We start from the raw sequence: 18,562 nt of genomic DNA on the forward strand, positions 1-18,562 counted from the left end.
GGAGGGCTGACCGCGGGGCCGGTTGTGCGTACCTGGCCCCGCGTCGCGGCCCCGCTGTCGCGTCCGTACGGCCGTCAGCCGCCCGTCAGCGGGCGGGCCGTCTGGCCGGCGGTGCCGCGCGGCGGCCGCTCCGGGTGCTGCGGGCGGCGGCTGCCGACCGGGGTCACCGGGGTGCGCTCCGAGCGGGCCGTGTGCGGGCCGGGCGCCAGATGGATCGGCGTCCGGGGGGAGCGGGCGGAGGAGACCGGCTCCGGCTCCGTCTGCTCGGCGGGCGCCGGACGCGGCTTGAGGACCACGGGCGTGACCGGGACGGGGGCGGGGGCGGGTACCGGCACCGCACTGCCGCGGCGGGAGCGCCAGCGGTCGCGCAGGTCGAAGAGCCAGGTCTCGGCGCGGGCGATGAACGGCTCGCACCAGGGGAGCGCCAGCAGGATCAGCAGCCCGGCGGCCCAGCCCAGCAACACGTCGCTCAGCCAGTGCGTACCGAGGTAGACGGTGGACATGCCGACGCCGAGGGAGGTGACCGCCGAGGCGGCGGAGAGCCAGCGGCGGGCTCGCGGGGTGGAGGCCAGATACGCCAGAATTCCCCAGGTCACCACCGCGTTGGCGGTGTGGCCGCTGGGGAATATATCGCCGCCCAGGCCCATCTCGTTCGAGCCGATCACGGTGGCGTAGTGCGGACCGAGGCGCCCCATGCCGAGCTTGGCGGCGCCGACCGTGATGTTGAGCAGCAGCAGCGAGGCGCCGAGCGTGAGCAGCGGGCGCAGGGTGTGCTGCCGCCACGAGCGCCAGCCCAGCCAGGCCGAGACCATCACGGCGGTCGGGCCGCGCTGGCCGAGGACCACGTAGTAGTCGACGAACCAGTGGATTCCCGACCACTGCTGGTACGGCCGGAAGAACATGACCTGCCAGTCGAGCCGGACCAGCCAGGACGTGATCACGACGGCCCACACGATCGCCAGGTAGAAGGCGAGGGTCGCGGTGAACAACACGACCCGGTGCCGGCTCATCTTCGGCACATCAATGTGGGCCGGCCGTTCCGGCTCACGGTCCAGCCTGGCGAACACCCGGTCCAGACGGGTGAGGTTTCGTTCGGTACGCACCCAATCGACGTTACAGCGAGTGAGCTCTGTTCCCGGTCGAAACAGCGGCTTTGTGATGACGATGTGATGTGGGAAACCTCTCAGGAGGCCTCCGAATTCTAAGGATTCCGTAATCCTCGGCGGGTCTGCCCTTCAATTCCTTTGATCATGCCGGGTCGCTGTTTTATGGCACTTATGAATTCGTTAACCAAAGCATGGGGTGGAATTCTCCGGCCGCTCACCGTCCCGGCAGAGATGATCATGGTGGCCCGGAGCCGTTCAGCCAGAACGCGCCATAGACCGCCGAGGCCACCGCGACACCGGCCATGACCAGCGCCGATCTGCCCGTGCGCAGCCGGGCGAGGGCCCGGGCGAGCGGGAACAGCACCGGGAAGGCCGGCATCAGCAGGCGCGGCTTCGACCCGAAGTAGCTGGACGCGCAGAGCGCGAGGGCGAGGACGACACCCGTGTAGACCAGCAGGGGAAGCGGTTGCCGCTGACGCAGACCCGTCACGTAGAGCCACAACAGCAGGCCGACACCGGCGATCAAACCCGCTCCGGCCAGAGCGGACGGAAATGACGTGAACTTGTCGCCGACGAAGCGTGCGAACGCATAGCCGCCGTCGAAGCCGTTGCGCCAGCCCGCCTGGACGTCCAGATAGCCGAGCGGGCCCTTGCCGGTGCGGTGACCGACCCACAGCACATAGGCGGCCGTGCCGGCGGGGGCGAGGAGCATGCCGAGGGCGCGTCGCCAGACGGGTGCGCCGTACGAGACGTACGGGATGTGGGGGGCGCGTGCTGTGTGATGTGCGCCGGTTGGCTGCGGGACGCGCCGGGCGCGGGCGGCGCCGGACACCTCAGGGGCGTGTTCGCCACCGTGTGCGCCCTGCACGTCACTTGCACTCTGCTCTCGCGCGCCCCCGCTCCGATCCCGCACGAACGAGACCACCCCCGCCGTCCACACCGCCGCCACCACGGCGAGTCCCACCGGCCGGGTCAGCCCCGCCAGCGCGGCCAGCGCGCCCGCGCCCACCCAGCGGCCGGTCAGCACGGCGTACAGCGACCAGGCGGCCAGCGCCGTGAACAGCGACTCGCTGTACGCCATCGACTGGACGATCCCGACGGGCAGGACGGCCCACACCAGCACCGCGCAGACCCCGACCCGCGGGCCGTACACCACGTCGGCGACCGCGAAGATCCCCCAGGCCGCGGCGAGCGAGGCGAGCAGGGCGACCGTGAAGCCCGCGCCCGCGTACGACAGGGGCGTGAGCGCGTGCAACAGGCGCTCCAGCCACGGCAGCAGCGGGAAGAACGCCAGGTTGGAGTGGACGTCGCCGTTCGGCAGCCGCACCTCGTAGCCGTAGCCCAGTTCGGCGACCCGCGTGTACCACAGCGAGTCCCAGCGCGCCGTCAACAAGGTGTACGCGCTCTTGCCGCGCGCCGCGCTCCACACGGCCAGCACGAACAGGCCCAGGGCGCGCACGGCGACGTACCCGAGCAGGGCCGGCGCCGCCCGGCGCAGAGCCGGGACCCGAGGCACCGCGACGGGCGTTTCAAGATCGGTCACGGGCTCGATTATCGACCGGACGCGGAACCGGAGGGCCCGCCCGGACGTGGTCCAGGTCGGGGCCAGTGGCGTACGCCACATGAGTTCTGTGGAGAGTGTGAGAGGTCCGCCACGTGACCCCGGAACGAACTCGCGTACGCTGACGTGTCACTCGCGTTCGTATGCGCGGGCCGGAGACCCCGCTCCTCTCCGGCCGTACGACGGGGAGTCCCCGCCCCGCCGATCCGCCGCGCGCGAGGGACCATCTGGGAGGTACGTACATGTCCGGGACGACCACGGCTGCCGTACGCCAGCGCCGTCGGGCGCCCGAAGCCGGTGCCGGTGCCAACCGCTGGGTCGTCCTCGTCGTCCTCTGTGTCAGCCTGCTGCTGGTCGCCCTCGACGCGACCGTGCTGCATGTCGCGGTGCCCGCCGTCACCGAGGACCTCAAGCCCGGCGCCATGCAGCTGCTCTGGATCGTCGACGTCTATCCGCTGGTCTGCGCCTCGCTGCTGATCCTCTTCGGCACGCTCGGCGACCGGGTGGGCCGGCGGCGGGTCCTGCTCATCGGCTACGCCCTGTTCGGCGTCGCCTCCGCGGCGGCGGCCGTCGCGCCGAGCGCCGAGGCGCTGATCCTGGCCCGGGCGCTGCTCGGTGTCGGCGGCGCGATGATCATGCCCGCGACGCTGTCGATCCTCCGGCAGGTCTTCCCCGACCGCCATGAACGGGCCCTCGCCATCGGCATCTGGAGCGCCGTGGCGGCGGTCGGCGCGGCCGTCGGCCCGCTCCTCGGCGGCTTCCTCCTCGAACACTTCTGGTGGGGCTCCGTCTTCCTGGTCAACATCCCGCTGATGCTGGTCAGCCTCCCGGTGGGACGGCTGCTCCTCCCCGAGTCGCGCGGCGACCGCAACGGCCCCTGGGACGTGGTCGGGGCGCTGATGGCGGCGGGCGGTCTGTTCGGTGTCGTCTTCGCCGTGAAGCGGCTTGGCGGCGGCGAGCCGGCGGGCAGTGTGCTCACGGTGGCGCCGCTGGTGCTGGGCGCGCTGCTGCTGATGCTCTTCGGGCGACGGCAACGGCGGCGGGCGTTCCCGCTGGTGGACCTGAAGATGTTCGCGCGGCCCGCGTTCAGCACGGCGGTGGGCTGCATCGTGCTGGCGATGCTCGCGCTGGTGGGCCTCGAACTGATCGCCGCGCAGTATCTGCAGCTGGTCCTCGGGCTGTCCCCGCTGCAGACGGGGCTACGACTGCTGCCGCTGACGCTCGCCGCGATGGCGGCGGGGCTGGCCGGGGCGCGGATGCTGCGGCGTTTCGGGCCGCGCCGGATGGTGTGCTTCGGCTTCTGCCTGACCGCGGCGGCGGTGCTGACGCTGACGGCGATGGGCGGGGTCGACAACGCCGGTCTGCTGCTCGTCGGGTTCGTGCTGCTCGGCTTCGGTCTGGAGACCACGCTCTTCGGGGCGTACGAGTCGATGCTGAGCGAGGCGCCGGCGGAGCAGGCCGGGGGCGCGGCGGCGATCGGCGAGACGTCGTACCAGCTGGGTGCGGGGATCGGGATCGCGCTCCTCGGCAGCGTGATGAACGCGGCGTACGCGCCCGGGCTGGCCGCGGTGCCGGGGGTGCCGGCGTCGGCGTCGGCCGCGGCGGGGCATTCGCTGGGGGAGGCGTACGAGGTCGCCGGGCGGCTGGGCGGGTCGGCGGGGGCGGCGTTGCGGCGGGCGGCGCGGGACTCCTTCGTGCACGGGCTGCATGTGACGTTGCTGGTGAGTGCGGGGTTGCTGTTGCTGGGGGCCGTGATGGCGCTGCGGTTGCCGCGGGCCATGCAGTGCGAGGAATCACCGGTCGAGGTCCCCGCCCCCCGCGAACCCACCCGCTCACGCGTCTCCGCGTGACGCGATCCCTCTCACCCACGCACCGCCCGTGCGGGTGAGTGGGAGGGTGGGCCGACCTGCGGGGGTGATTCGCCGTCGGCGGCTGCCGCTTGCCGCTTGCCGTCAGCGGTCGGCCGTCCGCCTTTCGTCGTCCTCCATCCCGCGTTCGCTTTCTGTCCTCTGCCGTTCGCCGGCTGTCGACTGTCCGGTCTGTGCCCGCAGCCGCCGGCGGCGGGTGGCCGCCACCTGAGACGTCGACCTTGTCGGTGACTCGCACAGGTGGTGCGTGGGTGGGAGATGTGGGGGAGGGCGCGTAACCTGTTGTAACTAGCAGCGCTAGTTTATGGGAGGGTCTCATGTCCGCGTCCGTGAAGTTGCCCGCGTTCGATCCGGGGGACCCGCTCGGGATCGACGATCTGCTGGAGCCGGAGGATGTCGCCGTACGGGAGACCGTGCGGAGGTGGGCGGCGGACCGGGTGCTGCCGTATGTCGCCGAGTGGTACGAGAGTGGGGAGCTGCCGGGGATCAGGGAGCTCGCGAAGGAGCTCGGGTCGATCGGGGCCCTCGGGATGTCGCTCGAGGGGTACGGGTGTGCGGGGGCGTCGGCCGTGCAGTACGGGCTCGCCTGTCTGGAGCTGGAGGCGGCCGACTCGGGTATCCGGTCGCTGGTCTCCGTGCAGGGGTCGTTGGCCATGTACGCCATCCACCGGTTCGGGAGTGAGGAACAGAAGCTGCGGTGGCTGCCGGGCATGGCGGCCGGTGACGTCATCGGGTGCTTCGGGCTGACGGAGCCCGACCACGGCTCCGACCCGGCCTCCATGCGGACGTACGCGAAGCGCGACGCCGGCGGCGACTGGGTGCTCAACGGGCGGAAGATGTGGATCACCAACGGGTCGGTGGCGGGCGTCGCCGTCGTGTGGGCGCAGAGCGACAACGGGATCCGGGGGTTCGTCGTACCCACCGACACCCCCGGGTTCTCCGCGCCGGAGATCAAGCACAAGTGGTCGCTGCGGGCGAGTGTCACCAGTGAGCTGGTACTGGAGGATGTGCGGCTGCCCGCCGATGCCGTGCTGCCGGAGGTCGTCGGACTCAAGGGGCCGCTCAGCTGTCTGTCGCACGCCCGGTACGGGATCGTGTGGGGCGCCATGGGTGCCGCGCGCAGCTGCCTGGAGGCCGCCGTCGAGTACGCGAAGTCGCGGGAGCAGTTCGGGCGGCCGATCGGCGGCTTCCAGCTGACCCAGGCCAAACTCGCCGACATGGCGGTCGAACTGCACAAGGGGATCCTGCTCGCCCATCACCTGGGGCGGCGGATGGATGCCGGCCGCCTGCGTCCCGAGCAGGTCAGCTTCGGCAAGCTCAACAACGTACGAGAGGCGATCGAGATCTGCCGTACGGCGCGGACGATCCTCGGGGCCAACGGGATCTCGCTGGAGTACCCCGTGATGCGGCACGCGACCAACCTCGAGTCGGTGCTCACCTACGAGGGCACCGTCGAGATGCACCAGCTGGTGCTGGGCAAGGCGCTCACCGGACTCGACGCGTTCCGGTGAACCCTGCGCGGGGGCAGGGCCGGTGAGCGGCCCTGCCTCAGCTCTGGTTGAAGAAGCCGTCCTCCCGGCGCGAGGCCGGCTCGCCGCTGACGATCTCCGTGTTGGCGGGGGTCAGCAGGAAGACCCGGTTGGCGACCCGCTCGATGGTGCCGCGCAGACCGAAGGTCAGCCCGGCCGCGAAGTCGACGACCCGCTTGGCGTCGGCCGGCTCCATGGCCGTGAGGTTCACGATGACCGGCACGCCCTCGCGGAACAGCTCACCGAGTGCGCGGGCGTCCCGGAAGCTGTCCGGGGTGACCGTACCGATCCGGCGGCCCTTCTCCTCGGCGGTGTCCGAGGCCACCTTGACCCGGGGGTCGGTGACCCAGGCATCCCCGGGCTGCTCGGTCCCTTCGGAGTAGTCGTCGTCGTAGTAGCGCTCGTCATCGTTGTCGTCGACGAGGCCAAGCCAGGCACTTGCCTTGCGTACCGATCCCATGGACGCCTCCTCTCACAGCGGTCCTTCATGCTCCGCATCTCTATGGTCGTCCATGATGCGGATGGCGCGCCAAGTGGATAGACGCCGCGCGGGGGGTTTGTGACGGTACTGGTGCAGAGCGCATACGTCGAGAGCCCAGATGTGCCAAGGGCCCTAGCTCACATGTCTGCTGACTGAGAGTGAAATATGATTGTTCCGGGCGTATGGGTGATCGGTAGTGCGTTTGAGTGAACGGCTTGGGGGGATTTCGGGCGTGTTCGGGATGGTCAGACCATGTGGTCATCGGCTGGGGGAGAGATTCAAGAGCCAGTGGATGGCGCACCTGTGCGGGCTGTGTCTCGCCCTGCGAGGTGACCACGGGCAGTTCGCGCGGCTCGTGACGAACTACGACGGGCTGCTCATATCGGTTTTGACGGAGGCTCAGGCCGCGCGCCCGGAGGACGGGCGGCGTACGGCCGGACCATGCCCGCTGCGCGGGATGCGGACCGCCTCCGTCGCCCGGGGCGAGGGCGCGCGGCTCGCCGCCGCCGTCTCCCTCGTGCTCGCCTCGGCGAAGGTGCGCGACCATGTCGCCGACGGGGACGGGCTGCTGGCGCGCGGGCCGGTCGCGGTCGCCGCGCGCCGGGTCGCGGACGGCTGGGGGCGGGCGGGGGCCCGTGGCGGCGCGGGGGTCGGGTTCGACACCGGGATCCTCGTCGACGCCGTCGACCGGCAGCTCGGCATCGAGGCGCTCGCGGGGCCGGGGACGCCCCTGCTCGCGGTCACCGAACCGACCGAGACGGCCACCGCCGCGGCCTTCGCGCACACCGCCGTCCTGGCCGGCCGGCCGGGCAACGCCGTTCCGCTCGCCGAGGCCGGACGCCTCTTCGGCCGGCTCGCGCATCTGCTGGACGCCGTCGAGGACCGGACCGCCGACGCCGCCACGGGGGCCTGGAACCCGCTCACCGCCACCGGGACCCCCCTCACCGAGGCCCGCCGGCTCGCCGACGACGCGCTGCACGGCATCCGGCTGGCGCTGCGGGACACGGAGTTCACGGACGGCGCGCTGGCCCATCTGCTGCTCGTACACGAACTCGGGCGCTCGGTGGACCGGGCGTTCGGGGCCGCGCCGCGCTGCGCGGCCCACGTACCCGGGCCCGAGGCCCCCGTGAAGAAGCGCGGATTCCTGGCGGGGTGCGGCATGTTCGCGCTGCTGTGCTGCAGCTGCCAGATGTGCTGCGCGGAGGAGTACGAGGGGCCCTGGTCCGGGAAGAAGCGCGAAGGCTGCTGCCGGGACTGCGACTGCGACTGCCCGTGCGACGGCTGCGACGGATGTGACGGCTGCGACTGCTGCTGTCCGTGCGACGGCTGCTGAGCGGCCGGCCCGAGCGCTCGGGGCAGCCGGCCGACCGTCAACCCGAGGCCGCCCTCGTCCCTGTATACGGTGACGAGGGGAGGTGACGGGTCACCTCGGGATTCTCCGAGATCCTGTATCCGGGACGTAAAACAAAAACATGATCGGGTGACCGCTGCCCCGTGAGGTTCGTTGGCCGGGGCGCAGAACCATTTCTGCCTCGGTTCTGCGCATCCACCGACTCGCCTCCTGATTAAGGCACCTCCGTGCAAGCAGCCACCATTCGCACCAGGCTTCTGAGGATTCTGGTCCTCGCCCTCGCGGTCCTGCTGATGCTGCTGGGCGTCGCCGCCGCCGAGCAGATCTCCGCCTACCGCAACGCCTCCGCCACCGCGGACAACGCCCGCCTGGAGATCACCCTCCAGGGCCTCATCCACGAACTCCAGAAGGAACGCGGTCTCACCACCGGATACGTCGGCGGCGTCAAGGAGTTCGGCGGCAAGCTGCCCGCACAGCGCAAGGCCACCGACGCCGCCCGCGCCCTGCTGGGCAAGGCGCTCCGGGGACGCGACGACTCGGCGGCCGGCTCGGTGCGCGAGTCCCTCGGACGGCTCGACGGGCTCACCGGGATCCGCGCGCACGCGGACGACCACACCGGCGTGGTGAAGGACACCTTCGACTACTTCACCACCACCATCACCGTCCTCGACCGGCTCGACCTGGGCCTGAGCGACGTGCATGACGCCACCCTGCGCGACGCCTACCAGACGCTGCAGATCCTCGGCAACGCCAAGGAGTTCACCGGCGAGGAGCGGGCCATCGTGCTCGGCTCGGTGCGCGCCGGGCAGTTCAAGGACGACGACTACAGCCGCTTCATGGAGATCAGGGCCGGCCGTGTCGCCGCCCTCGACGCCTTCCCCCGCTCGGCCACCGACGCCCAGCAGCGGCGCCTGGACGCGGCCCTGAGCACCCCGGACGCGGAGCGCGCGCTGGCGTACGAGAGCACGGCCGTGCAGGGCGGCGGGAAGCTCAAGTGGAGCGACATCCCGCCCATGCAGTGGTGGGACGCGATGACCGCCACCATCAACGGGCTGCGGGACGTCCAGGTCTCGCTCGGCGCCGACGTCGAGAACCGGGCCGCAGGACTGGAGGGCACCGCCCAGCGCGACCTGCTCCTCTTCCTGCTGCTGGCCCTCGGCACCGTCGCCGCGCTCGGCGCGCTCGCCCTCGACTGTGTACGGTCCGTCTCCGCACCGCTCGCCGAACTCGCCCAGCAGGCCCGGGAGGTGGCCGGGCAGCGGCTGCCCGAGGCGGTCGCCGCCGTCCAGGACGGCTCCTCGGGCGAGAGCCCGGCCCCGCCCGCCCCGCTCGCCGTCGCGGCCACGGCCGGAGCCGAGGTCAAGGAGGTCGCCGAGGCCTTCGACCGGGTGCAGCGCGCCGCCTACGACCTCGCCACCGAGCAGGCCGTGCTGCGCCGCAACGCCACCGACTCGCTGGTCAGCCTCGGCCGCCGCAACCAGAACCTGGTGCGCCGCCAGATCAGCTTCATCAACAAGCTGGAGCACGAGGACGCCGACCCCGCCACCCTCGCCAACCTCTTCGAACTGGACCACCTCGCCACCCGTATGCGCCGCAACGCCGAGAGCCTGCTCGTCCTCGCCGGGGAGTCCAGCCCCCGCCCCTGGTCCACCCCGCTGTCCATCACGGACGTCCTGCGCGCTTCCCTCGCGGAGGTCGAGGAGTACCGCCGGGTCACCCTGCGCCGGGTCGAGCCCGCCCATCTCACCGGCTCGGTCGTCGCCGAGATCGCCCACCTGCTCGCCGAGCTGATCGAGAACGCGCTGAGCTTCTCGCCGCCGGACTCCGACGTGGAGATCGAGGGCCGCCGCACCAGCGCCGGCTATCTGGTCGCCATCGTCGACCACGGCCTGGGCATGGACACCCAGGCGCTCGCCGAGGCCAACGTACGGCTCTCCGGCACCGCCAGCTTCATGGCCGAACCCACCCGGTTCCTCGGCCACTTCGTGGTCGGCGCGCTCGCCCGCAAGTGCGGGATCGAGGTACGGCTCGGCGAGGCGCCGGCCGCCGGGGTGGTCGCCCGGGTGCTGATCCCCGTCAACCTGCTCACGGAGCCGACGGCGGCGCCGAAGCAGGCCGCCGCCGCGGCCGGGCAGCCGGCCGTGCCCGCCCCGCGCAAGGGAACCGACGAGGCGCCGCTCGTCTCCGTCGCCACCGAGGGCGCCGAGGCCGCCAGGCCGGAGCAGCAGCAGAAGAAGGGCACCTCGGCCGCCCGGACCCGCAACGGGCTCGTCAAGCGGCCCCAGCGCAGCGCGATCGCGGACGCCGTCAGCGAGACCGACCGGCCCAGCCGTCCCGCACCCGCCGAACGGACCCCCGACCGCAGCCCCGAGGAGGTCTCCGGAATGCTGTCCACCCTCCGCAGCGCGCACATGCGGGGCGGGATCAGCGTGGAGAAGGAGAAACGGGAGAAGGAAGCGGACCACGAGGGCGCCGCGAAGGGCGAGGGGGAGGCCAGGTGACCACCGTCGACACCCCCAGCGAATCGCGGACCTTCAACTGGCTGCTCGCGAACTTCGTCAAGTCCACCGACGGCGTACGGGACGCGGTCGCCGTCTCCTCCGACGGGCTGCTCATCGCCGTCTCGGACGGGCTCGGCCGCACGGAGGCCGACCATCTCGCGGCGATCGTGTCGGGCCTGTCGTCGCTCGCGCGCAGCGCGTCCAAGCGGTACGGCTTCGACGGGGTCAAACTCATCATGATCGAGATGGGGCGCGGTTTCCTGCTGGTCTCCGCGATCCGGGACGGCAGCTGCCTCGGCGTCCTCGCCGACTCCAGCGGCGAACTCGGCCTCGTCGGCTACGAGATGGCAGTGCTCGCGGAACGGGCCGGGGACCTGCTGACGCCGGCGCTCATCACCGATCTGCGGCAGGCGTTGCCACGATGAGTGCGCGGGAGCCTGCCGAGTCCGCCGACGACCCGTCCTTCGTCCGGCCGTTCATCATGACCGGCGGCCGGGCCGAGCCGCTCCAGGCCGATCTGCGGCTGGAGACGCTGGTCGTGGCCGTCGGGGTGCCGGACGAGTCGCTCGCGTTCGAACGGCGGCACATCGTTGCGGTGTGCGCACAGCCGACGACGGTCGCCGAGGTGGCGCACCGGGTCGGCGTCCCTCTCGGAGTCGCCAAGGTGCTGATCTCCGACCTCGTCGTCGCCGGGCAGCTCGCCTGCCGGCAACCCGCGGAGCTGCCGCTCCAGATGCTCGAAAGGATCAGGGACCATGTCCGGGCGCTCTGACAGGGTTGTGCCGCTCGCCGTGAAGATCGTGGTGAGCGGGGGACTCGGGGTCGGCAAGACGACGTTCATCGGGGCGATCTCGGAGATCGAGCCGCTGGACACGGAGGCGGCGATCACCCAGGTGTCGGTGGGCGTCGACTCGCTGGACGGCGTGGAGTCCAAGACGACGACCACGGTCGCCCTCGACTTCGGGCGGATCACGCTGGACCCGTCCATCGCGCTGTACCTCTTCGGCACACCCGGGCAGGACCGGTTCTCGTTCCTGTGGGACGACCTCGTGGAGGGGGCGCTCGGCACGGTGGTCCTCGCGGACACGCGCCGGATCGAGGACTGCTTTCCCGCCGTCGACTACTTCGAGGCGCACGGGGCGCCCTTCGTTCTCGCCGTGAACCGCTTCGATGGCGCCGAGCGGTTCGAACTGGGGGAGGTGCGGGAGGCGTTGGGGCTGGGGGCCGATGTTCCGGTGCTGGACTGTGATGCGCGGGAGCGGGGGTCGGTGCGGGATGTGCTGGGCGCACTGATGGACCGGGTGATCGGAGTGAGGTCTGTGTCGAGGAGGGGGGTGATGGCTGTGCGGTAGGGGTGGTGGGGGCGCGGGGTGTGCGGCGAGTGCGGGTTGTTCGTGGCTGGTCGCGCCCACGCGGCGGAGCCGCATGTCTACACAGCCCCGCGCCCCTTTTGGGGCGCGTTGTTGTGGCGTCAGTTCTTTAGTTCTGGGGGTGAGATCTGGGACTTGGGGATGGCTGAGGCGGTGGTGCCCCACTTTTTGAGGATCTTGGTGTAGGTGCCGTCGGCTATGAGTTTGTTGACCGCCGACTGGAAGGCGGGGGCCAGCTTGGTGCCCTTCTTGAAGGCGAAGCCGACGTCGAGGCGGTGGTATTCGTTGAGGAACTTCAGGCCCTGCTGGTGGGTGACCGCGTAGCGCAGGCCGTTGATGGTGGACATCACGACGTCGCTGCGGCCCTGCTGGACGGAGGACCAGATGGCGCTCTGCTCGCCGTAGGTCTGCACGGTGTACGCCTTCTTGCCGGCGTCGGTGCAGACCTTCTTGTTCTCTTCGAGGGTCGCCTCGAAGGTGGTGCCGGCGGCGGTCGCCACGTTCAGCCCGCACAGCTGCCGGAGGTCGGTGATCTTCGACAGCTTGCTGTCCGCGCGGGTGGCGAAGCCCTGGCCGTCGTTGATGTAGGTGACGAAGTCGATGGTCTTGCGACGCTCGTCGGTCACCCCGAAGTTGGCGGCGCCGAAGTCGTACTTGCCGCTGTCCAGGGCGGGCAGGATCGCCTCGAAACTGGCCTGCTCGATCTTGAGCTTGATGCCCAGCACCTTCGCCACGGCCTTGGTGAAGTCGACGTCCTGGCCGGTCAGGGTCTTTCCGTCGGGCAGATAGGCGGTGCCGGGCGGGGTGCCGCCGACGGTGACCGCGACGGTGAGGCCGGTCGTGCCCGAGGGCAGCAGCCGGGCGGCCGCGTCGTCCTTGTGGATCGCGGAGACCACGTCCGTGGTGGGGATCTTGTCGTTCGCGGCGGCCACTCCCTGCGCGCCGGTGCCGGACGAGTCGCCGGAACCGCAGGCGGTGAGGAGCAGCGCCGTGGCCGAGGTGAGCGCAAAGAGGTGGGCAAAATGCCTATAACGGGCATGGGTGGGTGTACGCATCGTCGGGCGGACTCCTGGGGTCAGCAGGCGAGGGGAACGCGAGGGGAGGGGTGCGCGTGTGAAGGCGAAGGAGAAGACGGTGCAAGGGAGAACGCGAGGAATCCCCGCCGTGGGCGGGGCGCGCAGTGGGTCAGCTCAACAGGAACAGGACCACACGCGACCGAAGTCGATGTGGGAGCGGGTGACCAGCCACTGCTGTGGATGCATGGGCCAAGTGGAACAGGTCTCCGGTTTTCCGTCAACTGACCTGAGACGCGCCGCTCACACTCTGGACACCCTTGACAGTGAGGGTGAAAGCCGCCGTAAAGTCGACGGACGGCCCTGCTGAGGGGCTCGGCCGTACGGCGCCGCGCGGCGGCGCCGCCGTGTGAAGGCATCCACCGTGCTCGAGCTATCCGTCACGGAGCCTTCGCATGTCATCCGACACCCTCGCCACCTCCTCCGCCGCTCCCGGCATACCCGAGCACGCGGACACTCTCCGGATCGTCCCGCAGCGCCGTTACGGGCAGTGGGCGGCCGCTGTCGTCGTCCTCGTGCTGCTCGGGCTCACCGTCGACTCCGTCCTCGGCAACAAGGCGTTCCAGTGGGGCGTCGTCGCCGACTACTTCACCTCGGACTCCGTGCTGCGCGGGCTGTGGCTCACCCTGTGGCTGACCGCCGTCGTGATGGTCCTGGGCTTCGCGCTCGGCACCCTGCTCGCCGCGTTCCGGCTCTCCGCCAACCCCGTGCTGCGCGCGGTGAGCTGGGGGTACGTCTGGCTCTTCCGGTCGATCCCGATCCTGGTGCAGCTGCTGCTCTGGTTCAACATCGGGGCGCTGTACCCGCGGGTGCTCGGGGTGCGCACGGTCGATCTGCTGAGCCCGGTCGCGGTCGCGATCGTCGGACTCACCCTGCACGAGGCCGCCTACGCCGCCGAGGTGGTCCGCGGCGGCATCCTCTCCGTGGACCGCGGCCAGATCGAGGCCGCGAACGCGCTCGGGCTGAGCCGGTGGCGGCGCTGGCGGCGGATCGTGCTGCCGCAGGCGATGCGCGCGATCGTGCCGCCGGCCGGCAACATGCTGATCGGCGCCCTCAAGGGCACCTCGATCGTCAGCGTCATCGCCGTCAACGACCTGCTGTTCTCGGTGCAGTTGGTGTACCACCAGACCTACCAGGTGATCCCGCTGCTGATGGTGGCCACCCTCTGGTACACCGTCGTCACCTCGGTGCTGGGCATCGCCCAGTACTACGTCGAGAAGCACTACGCGCGCGGTACGGGAGCGACCCGATGAGGCCCCAGCTGGTGATCGTGGGAGCCGGGCCGCGGGGGACCGGACTCCTCGAACGCATCGCCGCCAACGCGGCCGAGCTCTACGCCGGCCAGGGCTTCGACATCCATCTGGTCGACCCGCATCCGCCGGGCGCCGGCCGCATCTGGCGGGCCGCCCAGTCGCCGTTGCTGTGGATGAACTCGCATGCCGAGGACGTCACCATGTTCACGGACGAGACCGTGCAGATGACGGGACCGGTGCGGGAGGGACCGACCCTGCACGAGTGGGCGGGCCTGGACGGCCGTACCTTCGCCGACCGGCAGATCCAGGGCCGCTATCTGCGCCACGTCTACGACCGTGCCCTCGCCGACCTCCCGGAAGGCGTCACCGTCCACCACCACTCCCGCCGTGCCGTGCGGGTGAGCGGACCGCGCGAGGGGCGTCAGCAGGTGTGGCTGGAGGACCGCCCGCGCCCGCTCCTGGCCGACCTCGTCGTCCTCGCCCTCGGTCACCTGGACGCCGAACTCGACCCGGAGCAGGCCGGGTTGGCCGCCTACGCCGAGACACACGGACTGGTCCACCTGCCGCCCGACTTCACCGCCGACAGCGACCTGTCCGCGCTGCGGCCCGGCGAACCGGTCCTCGTACGGGGGTTCGGGCTCGCCTTCGTCGACCTGATGGTGCTGCTCACCGAGGGACGGGGCGGAGGCTACGACGGCGACACCTACGTGCCGTCCGGGCGGGAGCCGGTGCTGTACGTCGGATCGCGGCGCGGAGTGCCGTACCACTCGAAGATCGGATACGACTGGACCGGCGAACGCCCGCCGCTGCCCCGCTTCTTCGGACCCGCCGAGGTCGCGGAACTGCTCGCCCGGCCGCACCGCTTCGACTTCCGGCAGGACGTGTGGCCGCTGGTCGAGAAGGAGCTGGGCTTCGCCCACTACCACCGGCTGTTCACCGTCCATCCCGGGCGGACGACCGTCGCCTGGCCGGACTTCGAGGAGAAGTACGCCGCCGCCGAGGGCGAGGCCGAGCTGCGGGCGCTGGTGGCGGCAGCCGTACCGGATCCCGCCGACCGGCTCGATCTCGCCGCGCTGGACCGTCCACTGGACGGGGTGCGGTACGGATCGCACGAGGAGTTCCAGGAGGGACTGCGGGCCTATGTCGAGGGGGACCTGAGCCGCCGTCATGATCCCGAGTACAGCCCCGACCTGGCGGTGTTCCTCGGACTGCTCTCCGTCTACGGGCAGTTGGTGCGGCTCGGGAACATCGGGTCCTGGTGGCACGGGTTCTTCAGCTATCTCGCCTCCGGACCGCCCGGCCCCCGGCTGCGGCAGCTGCTCGCGCTCTCCCGGGCGGGGGTGGTGAGATTCGTCGGCGCCGGGATGAGAGTGGCCGCCGAGGACGGGGTGTTCCGGGCGTCCGCCGACACCGTGCCAGGATTCTCCGTCGAGGCGCGGGCCCTGGTCGAGGCGCGGCTGCCCGAACCCACCGTCGGACGCGCCCGGGACCCGCTGCTGCGCGAGCTGCAGACCGACGGGGCCGCCGAGACACCCGACGGACTGCTCCGGGTGGACCCCACCGACGGGCGGATCCTCGACGCGGGCGGACGGCCGCATCCCCGGCGGTTCGCGCTCGGGCCGTTCACGGACGGCCGTACCCCCGGCGCGTTCACCCGGCCGCGGACCGGAGGGCCCGCGTTCCGGCAGAACGACGCCACGGCCCGGGCGGCGCTGACCTTCCTGAACGACCTCGCGGGCCGGACCGTCGCACGGTCCGCCTCCATCCAGTGACTTGTGAGGGACGCACCCCATGACCGTCATGGTCGACATCAGATCCGTGCACAAGAAGTTCGGCGCGCTGGAGGTGCTCAAGGGCATCGACCTCCAGGTACGGGCCGGTGAGGTGACCGTCGTCCTCGGTCCTTCCGGGTCCGGCAAGTCGACGCTGCTGCGCACCATCAACCATCTGGAGAAGGTGGACCAGGGGGCGATCAGCGTGGACGGCACGCTGATCGGCTACCGGCGCTCCGGGGACAAGCTGTACGAACTGCGCGAGCGGGAGGTGCTGAAGCAGCGGACGCGGATCGGGTTCGTCTTCCAGAACTTCCATCTCTTCCCGCATCTGACCGTGCTGGAGAACATCGTCGAGGCGCCCGTCGCCGCGCTGAAACGACCGCGCGCCGAGGCCGTGGCGGGCGCGCGGCGGCTGCTGGACCGGGTGGGGCTGGCCGACAAGGCCGACGCCTACCCCCGGCAACTCTCCGGGGGCCAGCAGCAGCGGGTCGCGATCGCGCGGGCGCTGGCGCTGGAGCCGAAGCTGCTGCTGTTCGACGAGCCGACGTCCGCGCTCGACCCCGAGCTGGTCGGTGAAGTCCTCGACGTCATCAGGGACCTGGCCCGGCAGGGGACCACGATGATCGTCGTCACCCATGAGATCGGGTTCGCCCGGGAGGTCGCCGACACGGTCGTCTTCATGGCCGACGGACGGGTGGTGGAGACGGGACCGCCGACGGAGGTGCTGGACGCCCCGCGCGAGGAGCGGACCCGGGCGTTCCTGTCGAAGGTGCTGTGAAGTCGGGCGTTCCGTGAAGCCGAGGGTGCGGTGAAGAGGGGGAGTTTCCGGGTGCTTTTTCAGGTGCTTTTCGGAAAGGTTGGTATCTTATGACCGGCTCGTCCGGCCGGGGGCTGTTGCACCTGGCGGCCGCCGTGGACCAGGTCGGCGTGTTCGACGCGGAGCGGTATGTCGAGCTGGTGCGGCTCGCCGAGAGCGGGGGGCTGGACTTCGTGACCCTCGACGGCCGGTTCGCGCAGCCGGAGGCCGATGTGCTCGCCGTGCTGGCACAGGTCGTTCCGGCCACCCGGCGGATCGGGCTGGTGCCGCTGACGGCCGCCCCCGAAGGTGCCGTCGACCGTCTCGACCAGGCAGGCCCGGGCCGGGTCGGCCGGTGGGGCGACACCGGACTCCTCCCGCCGGGCCATGTGGTCCGGGTCGCCGACGCCACCGAGGGGACCGCCCGGCGGGCCGTCGCCCGGTACGCCGATGTCGCCCTGGTGCGCGCCGCGAGCCCCGCGCAGGCCGCTGCCGTACGAGAGGAACTCAAGGCGGCGGCGGGGGAGTTCGGGCGGGATCCGGAAGCGCTGCGGGTGCTGGTGAGCCTGCTGGTGGATCTGGGGGACGGGGAGCGTGCGGCCGAGCCGGGGCACGGTGGCGGTGGGCCCCGGCAGACCGTGCAGGGACCGCTGTACCGGGGCGGTCCGGTGGACCTGGCGGAGCTGATCGCCGGCTGGCACGGCGAGGGCGCCACCGACGGTTTCCACCTCGTCCCCGCCGAACCGCGCCGCGACCTGGAACGGCTGGTCAACGGCACCGTGGCGCTGCTCCAGCACCGCGGTCTGTTCCGCACCTTCTACCCGGGCGGCACCCTGCGCGAGCACCTCGGTCTCGCCCGGCCCGCCGGCCAGTTCGCGGCACCCTGAAACAACCCGGGGCTCGTGGCCGTCACGGACAGGTTGAGCCCATACGGGAGATACGAGAGACATGAGGTGAGTCATGACGAGAGATGTGGAAGGGCTGATCGTATGACCGTCGACGCGTCCGGCGACTGGAAGCGCTGGCACGAGGAGCGCGAGGCGCAGGTGTCCGCGCCCTACGGGCCGCTCGCCCTGGTCGGCACCCACTGGGTGGAGGACCATGCGGACGGCCTGCTTCCGGGCGTCCCGGGGATCTGGACGGCCGACGGCGACGGCGTCCGCCTCACCGCGACGGCGGCCGACGGCCTGGCCGTGGACGGCGAGCCCTTCGCCGGCGAGATCCGCCTCGCCGCCGACCGCGAACCGGCCGCCCGGGTCACCCTCGGCGAGCGCCGGCTGGTGGTCCTGGTCCGCGAAGGCGTCTGGGGCGTACGGGACTACGACCCGGCCGCCGCGACACGCCGCGCCTTCCGGGGCATCGACGCCACCCCCTACGACCCGCGCTGGTCGGTGCCCGGGCGCTTCACGCCGTACGACGGCGACCGGCACTCCGTCCGCGTCGACACGGCGGACGGAGTGGAGCGCGCGCTGGTGCTCGCCGGGGAGCTCGCCTTCACCGTGGCCGGCCGGGAGCTGACGCTCCAGGTCGCCGAGCAGGCCGACGGCCGGCTGTGGGCGGTGTTCGCCGACCCCACCAGCGGCCACAGCAGTTACCGGTTCAGGTTCCTCTATTCGGCCGCCCCGGACGCCGACGGTTCCACCCTCGTCGACCTCAACCGGGCGCAGCTGCCGCCGTGCGCCTTCGCGGACCACTTCATCTGCCCGTTCCCGCCGCCGGGGAACACGCTGGGCCTCGCGGTCGAGGCGGGGGAGCGGCTCCTGGTCTGAGGGACAGGCAAGGGCAAGATCGCACAAATTCCCCACAGTTCACACACAGCCGCACGGCTGAAAGGCGCCCTTGCGGCTACCGGTCGTCCGCCCGAATACTCCCCCTCAGCGCTTGTCAGGGGCATTGCG

General features: G+C 71.3%; 16 protein-coding genes. 12 read left to right on the plus strand and 4 right to left on the minus strand.

Annotated features, from left to right (window positions below):
- Positions 1-74: 74 nt before the first annotated feature.
- Together ACFZDK_RS33440 and ACFZDK_RS33445 are read right to left on the minus strand one after the other, a co-directional pair.
- Positions 75-1,103 (minus strand): phosphatase PAP2 family protein, encoded by a 1,029-nt coding sequence (locus ACFZDK_RS33440; RefSeq protein WP_390977651.1) that lies wholly within the window; start codon positions 1,101-1,103, stop codon positions 75-77.
- A gap of 238 nt (positions 1,104-1,341) precedes the next feature.
- Positions 1,342-2,649 (minus strand): mannosyltransferase family protein, encoded by a 1,308-nt coding sequence (locus ACFZDK_RS33445; RefSeq protein ID WP_390977652.1) that lies wholly within the window; start codon positions 2,647-2,649, stop codon positions 1,342-1,344.
- A 260-nt stretch (positions 2,650-2,909) separates the two neighbouring features.
- Here ACFZDK_RS33445 and ACFZDK_RS33450 point away from each other — a divergent pair, with 260 nt between their 5' ends.
- Positions 2,910-4,517, plus strand: coding sequence for an MFS transporter (locus ACFZDK_RS33450; protein WP_390977653.1), 1,608 nt, complete (start codon positions 2,910-2,912; stop codon positions 4,515-4,517).
- A 335-nt stretch (positions 4,518-4,852) separates the two neighbouring features.
- On the plus strand, positions 4,853-6,046 hold the full coding sequence (locus tag ACFZDK_RS33455) for an acyl-CoA dehydrogenase family protein (RefSeq protein WP_390977654.1): 1,194 nt from the start codon (positions 4,853-4,855) through the stop codon (positions 6,044-6,046).
- A gap of 37 nt (positions 6,047-6,083) precedes the next feature.
- Here ACFZDK_RS33455 and ACFZDK_RS33460 read toward each other — a convergent pair whose 3' ends face one another.
- Positions 6,084-6,524, minus strand: coding sequence for a cell division protein SepF (locus ACFZDK_RS33460; RefSeq protein WP_390977655.1), 441 nt, complete (start codon positions 6,522-6,524; stop codon positions 6,084-6,086).
- Between the two features lie 262 nt (positions 6,525-6,786).
- Between ACFZDK_RS33460 and ACFZDK_RS33465 the strand changes: the two genes are divergently transcribed.
- The 5 genes from ACFZDK_RS33465 (at position 6,787) to ACFZDK_RS33485 (ending at position 11,749) form a co-directional block, all read left to right on the plus strand.
- Positions 6,787-7,878 (plus strand): DUF5685 family protein, encoded by a 1,092-nt coding sequence (locus ACFZDK_RS33465; RefSeq protein ID WP_390978072.1) that lies wholly within the window; start codon positions 6,787-6,789, stop codon positions 7,876-7,878.
- Positions 7,879-8,123: 245 nt separating this feature from the next.
- Entirely contained in the window at positions 8,124-10,397 is a 2,274-nt protein-coding gene (locus ACFZDK_RS33470; protein ID WP_390977656.1) for a nitrate- and nitrite sensing domain-containing protein, read from the plus strand.
- Positions 10,394-10,822 carry a roadblock/LC7 domain-containing protein gene (locus tag ACFZDK_RS33475; RefSeq protein WP_390977657.1) on the plus strand — a complete coding sequence of 143 codons (429 nt, stop codon included), beginning with the start codon at positions 10,394-10,396 and terminating at the stop codon, positions 10,820-10,822. Before ACFZDK_RS33470 ends, ACFZDK_RS33475 begins: the two co-directional genes overlap by 4 nt.
- A complete protein-coding gene (locus ACFZDK_RS33480; protein WP_390977658.1) occupies positions 10,819-11,169 on the plus strand; it encodes a DUF742 domain-containing protein in 351 nt (116 codons plus the stop codon). The genes ACFZDK_RS33475 and ACFZDK_RS33480 overlap by 4 nt, the downstream gene beginning before the upstream one ends.
- Complete coding sequence (locus ACFZDK_RS33485) at positions 11,153-11,749, plus strand: ATP/GTP-binding protein (RefSeq protein WP_390977659.1); 597 nt, start codon at positions 11,153-11,155, stop codon at positions 11,747-11,749. The genes ACFZDK_RS33480 and ACFZDK_RS33485 overlap by 17 nt, the downstream gene beginning before the upstream one ends.
- A 119-nt stretch (positions 11,750-11,868) precedes the next feature.
- Here the strand turns inward: ACFZDK_RS33485 and ACFZDK_RS33490 are convergent, their stop codons facing one another.
- Positions 11,869-12,822 (minus strand): transporter substrate-binding domain-containing protein, encoded by a 954-nt coding sequence (locus ACFZDK_RS33490; protein WP_390977660.1) that lies wholly within the window; start codon positions 12,820-12,822, stop codon positions 11,869-11,871.
- A 413-nt stretch (positions 12,823-13,235) separates the two neighbouring features.
- Between ACFZDK_RS33490 and ACFZDK_RS33495 the strand changes: the two genes are divergently transcribed.
- From ACFZDK_RS33495 to ACFZDK_RS33515, 5 genes are all read left to right on the plus strand, one after another.
- Positions 13,236-14,093 carry an ABC transporter permease subunit gene (locus ACFZDK_RS33495; protein WP_390977661.1) on the plus strand — a complete coding sequence of 286 codons (858 nt, stop codon included), beginning with the start codon at positions 13,236-13,238 and terminating at the stop codon, positions 14,091-14,093.
- Positions 14,090-15,865, plus strand: a complete 1,776-nt coding sequence (locus tag ACFZDK_RS33500) for an FAD/NAD(P)-binding protein (protein ID WP_390977662.1) — start codon at positions 14,090-14,092, stop codon at positions 15,863-15,865. The genes ACFZDK_RS33495 and ACFZDK_RS33500 overlap by 4 nt, the downstream gene beginning before the upstream one ends.
- A gap of 19 nt (positions 15,866-15,884) precedes the next feature.
- The gene (locus ACFZDK_RS33505; protein WP_390977663.1) at positions 15,885-16,646 is read left to right on the plus strand and encodes an ATP-binding cassette domain-containing protein; all 762 of its coding nucleotides are present in this window, start codon (positions 15,885-15,887) and stop codon (positions 16,644-16,646) included.
- An 89-nt stretch (positions 16,647-16,735) separates the two neighbouring features.
- Positions 16,736-17,551: an FMNH2-dependent monooxygenase gene (locus tag ACFZDK_RS33510; RefSeq protein WP_390977664.1), complete on the plus strand. Its 816-nt coding sequence runs from the start codon at positions 16,736-16,738 to the stop codon at positions 17,549-17,551.
- Positions 17,552-17,653: 102 nt separating this feature from the next.
- Entirely contained in the window at positions 17,654-18,433 is a 780-nt protein-coding gene (locus tag ACFZDK_RS33515) for a DUF1684 domain-containing protein (RefSeq protein ID WP_390977665.1), read from the plus strand.
- Positions 18,434-18,562 lie beyond the last annotated feature (129 nt).

It is taken from the genome of Streptomyces sp. NPDC007901 (genome assembly GCF_042959465.1).
GTDB lineage: Bacteria > Actinomycetota > Actinomycetes > Streptomycetales > Streptomycetaceae > Streptomyces.

Coding starts and splice junctions, on each gene's coding strand:
- ACFZDK_RS33450 (WP_390977653.1), top strand. CDS start 2,910: ATGTCCGGGACGACCACGGCTGCCGTACGCCAGCGCCGTCGGGCGCCC.
- ACFZDK_RS33455 (WP_390977654.1), top strand. CDS start 4,853: ATGTCCGCGTCCGTGAAGTTGCCCGCGTTCGATCCGGGGGACCCGCTC.
- ACFZDK_RS33460 (WP_390977655.1), bottom strand. CDS start 6,524: ATGGGATCGGTACGCAAGGCAAGTGCCTGGCTTGGCCTCGTCGACGAC.
- ACFZDK_RS33465 (WP_390978072.1), top strand. CDS start 6,787: ATGGTCAGACCATGTGGTCATCGGCTGGGGGAGAGATTCAAGAGCCAG.
- ACFZDK_RS33480 (WP_390977658.1), top strand. CDS start 10,819: ATGAGTGCGCGGGAGCCTGCCGAGTCCGCCGACGACCCGTCCTTCGTC.
- ACFZDK_RS33485 (WP_390977659.1), top strand. CDS start 11,153: ATGTCCGGGCGCTCTGACAGGGTTGTGCCGCTCGCCGTGAAGATCGTG.
- ACFZDK_RS33490 (WP_390977660.1), bottom strand. CDS start 12,822: ATGCGTACACCCACCCATGCCCGTTATAGGCATTTTGCCCACCTCTTT.
- ACFZDK_RS33495 (WP_390977661.1), top strand. CDS start 13,236: ATGTCATCCGACACCCTCGCCACCTCCTCCGCCGCTCCCGGCATACCC.
- ACFZDK_RS33500 (WP_390977662.1), top strand. CDS start 14,090: ATGAGGCCCCAGCTGGTGATCGTGGGAGCCGGGCCGCGGGGGACCGGA.
- ACFZDK_RS33505 (WP_390977663.1), top strand. CDS start 15,885: ATGACCGTCATGGTCGACATCAGATCCGTGCACAAGAAGTTCGGCGCG.
- ACFZDK_RS33510 (WP_390977664.1), top strand. CDS start 16,736: ATGACCGGCTCGTCCGGCCGGGGGCTGTTGCACCTGGCGGCCGCCGTG.
- ACFZDK_RS33515 (WP_390977665.1), top strand. CDS start 17,654: ATGACCGTCGACGCGTCCGGCGACTGGAAGCGCTGGCACGAGGAGCGC.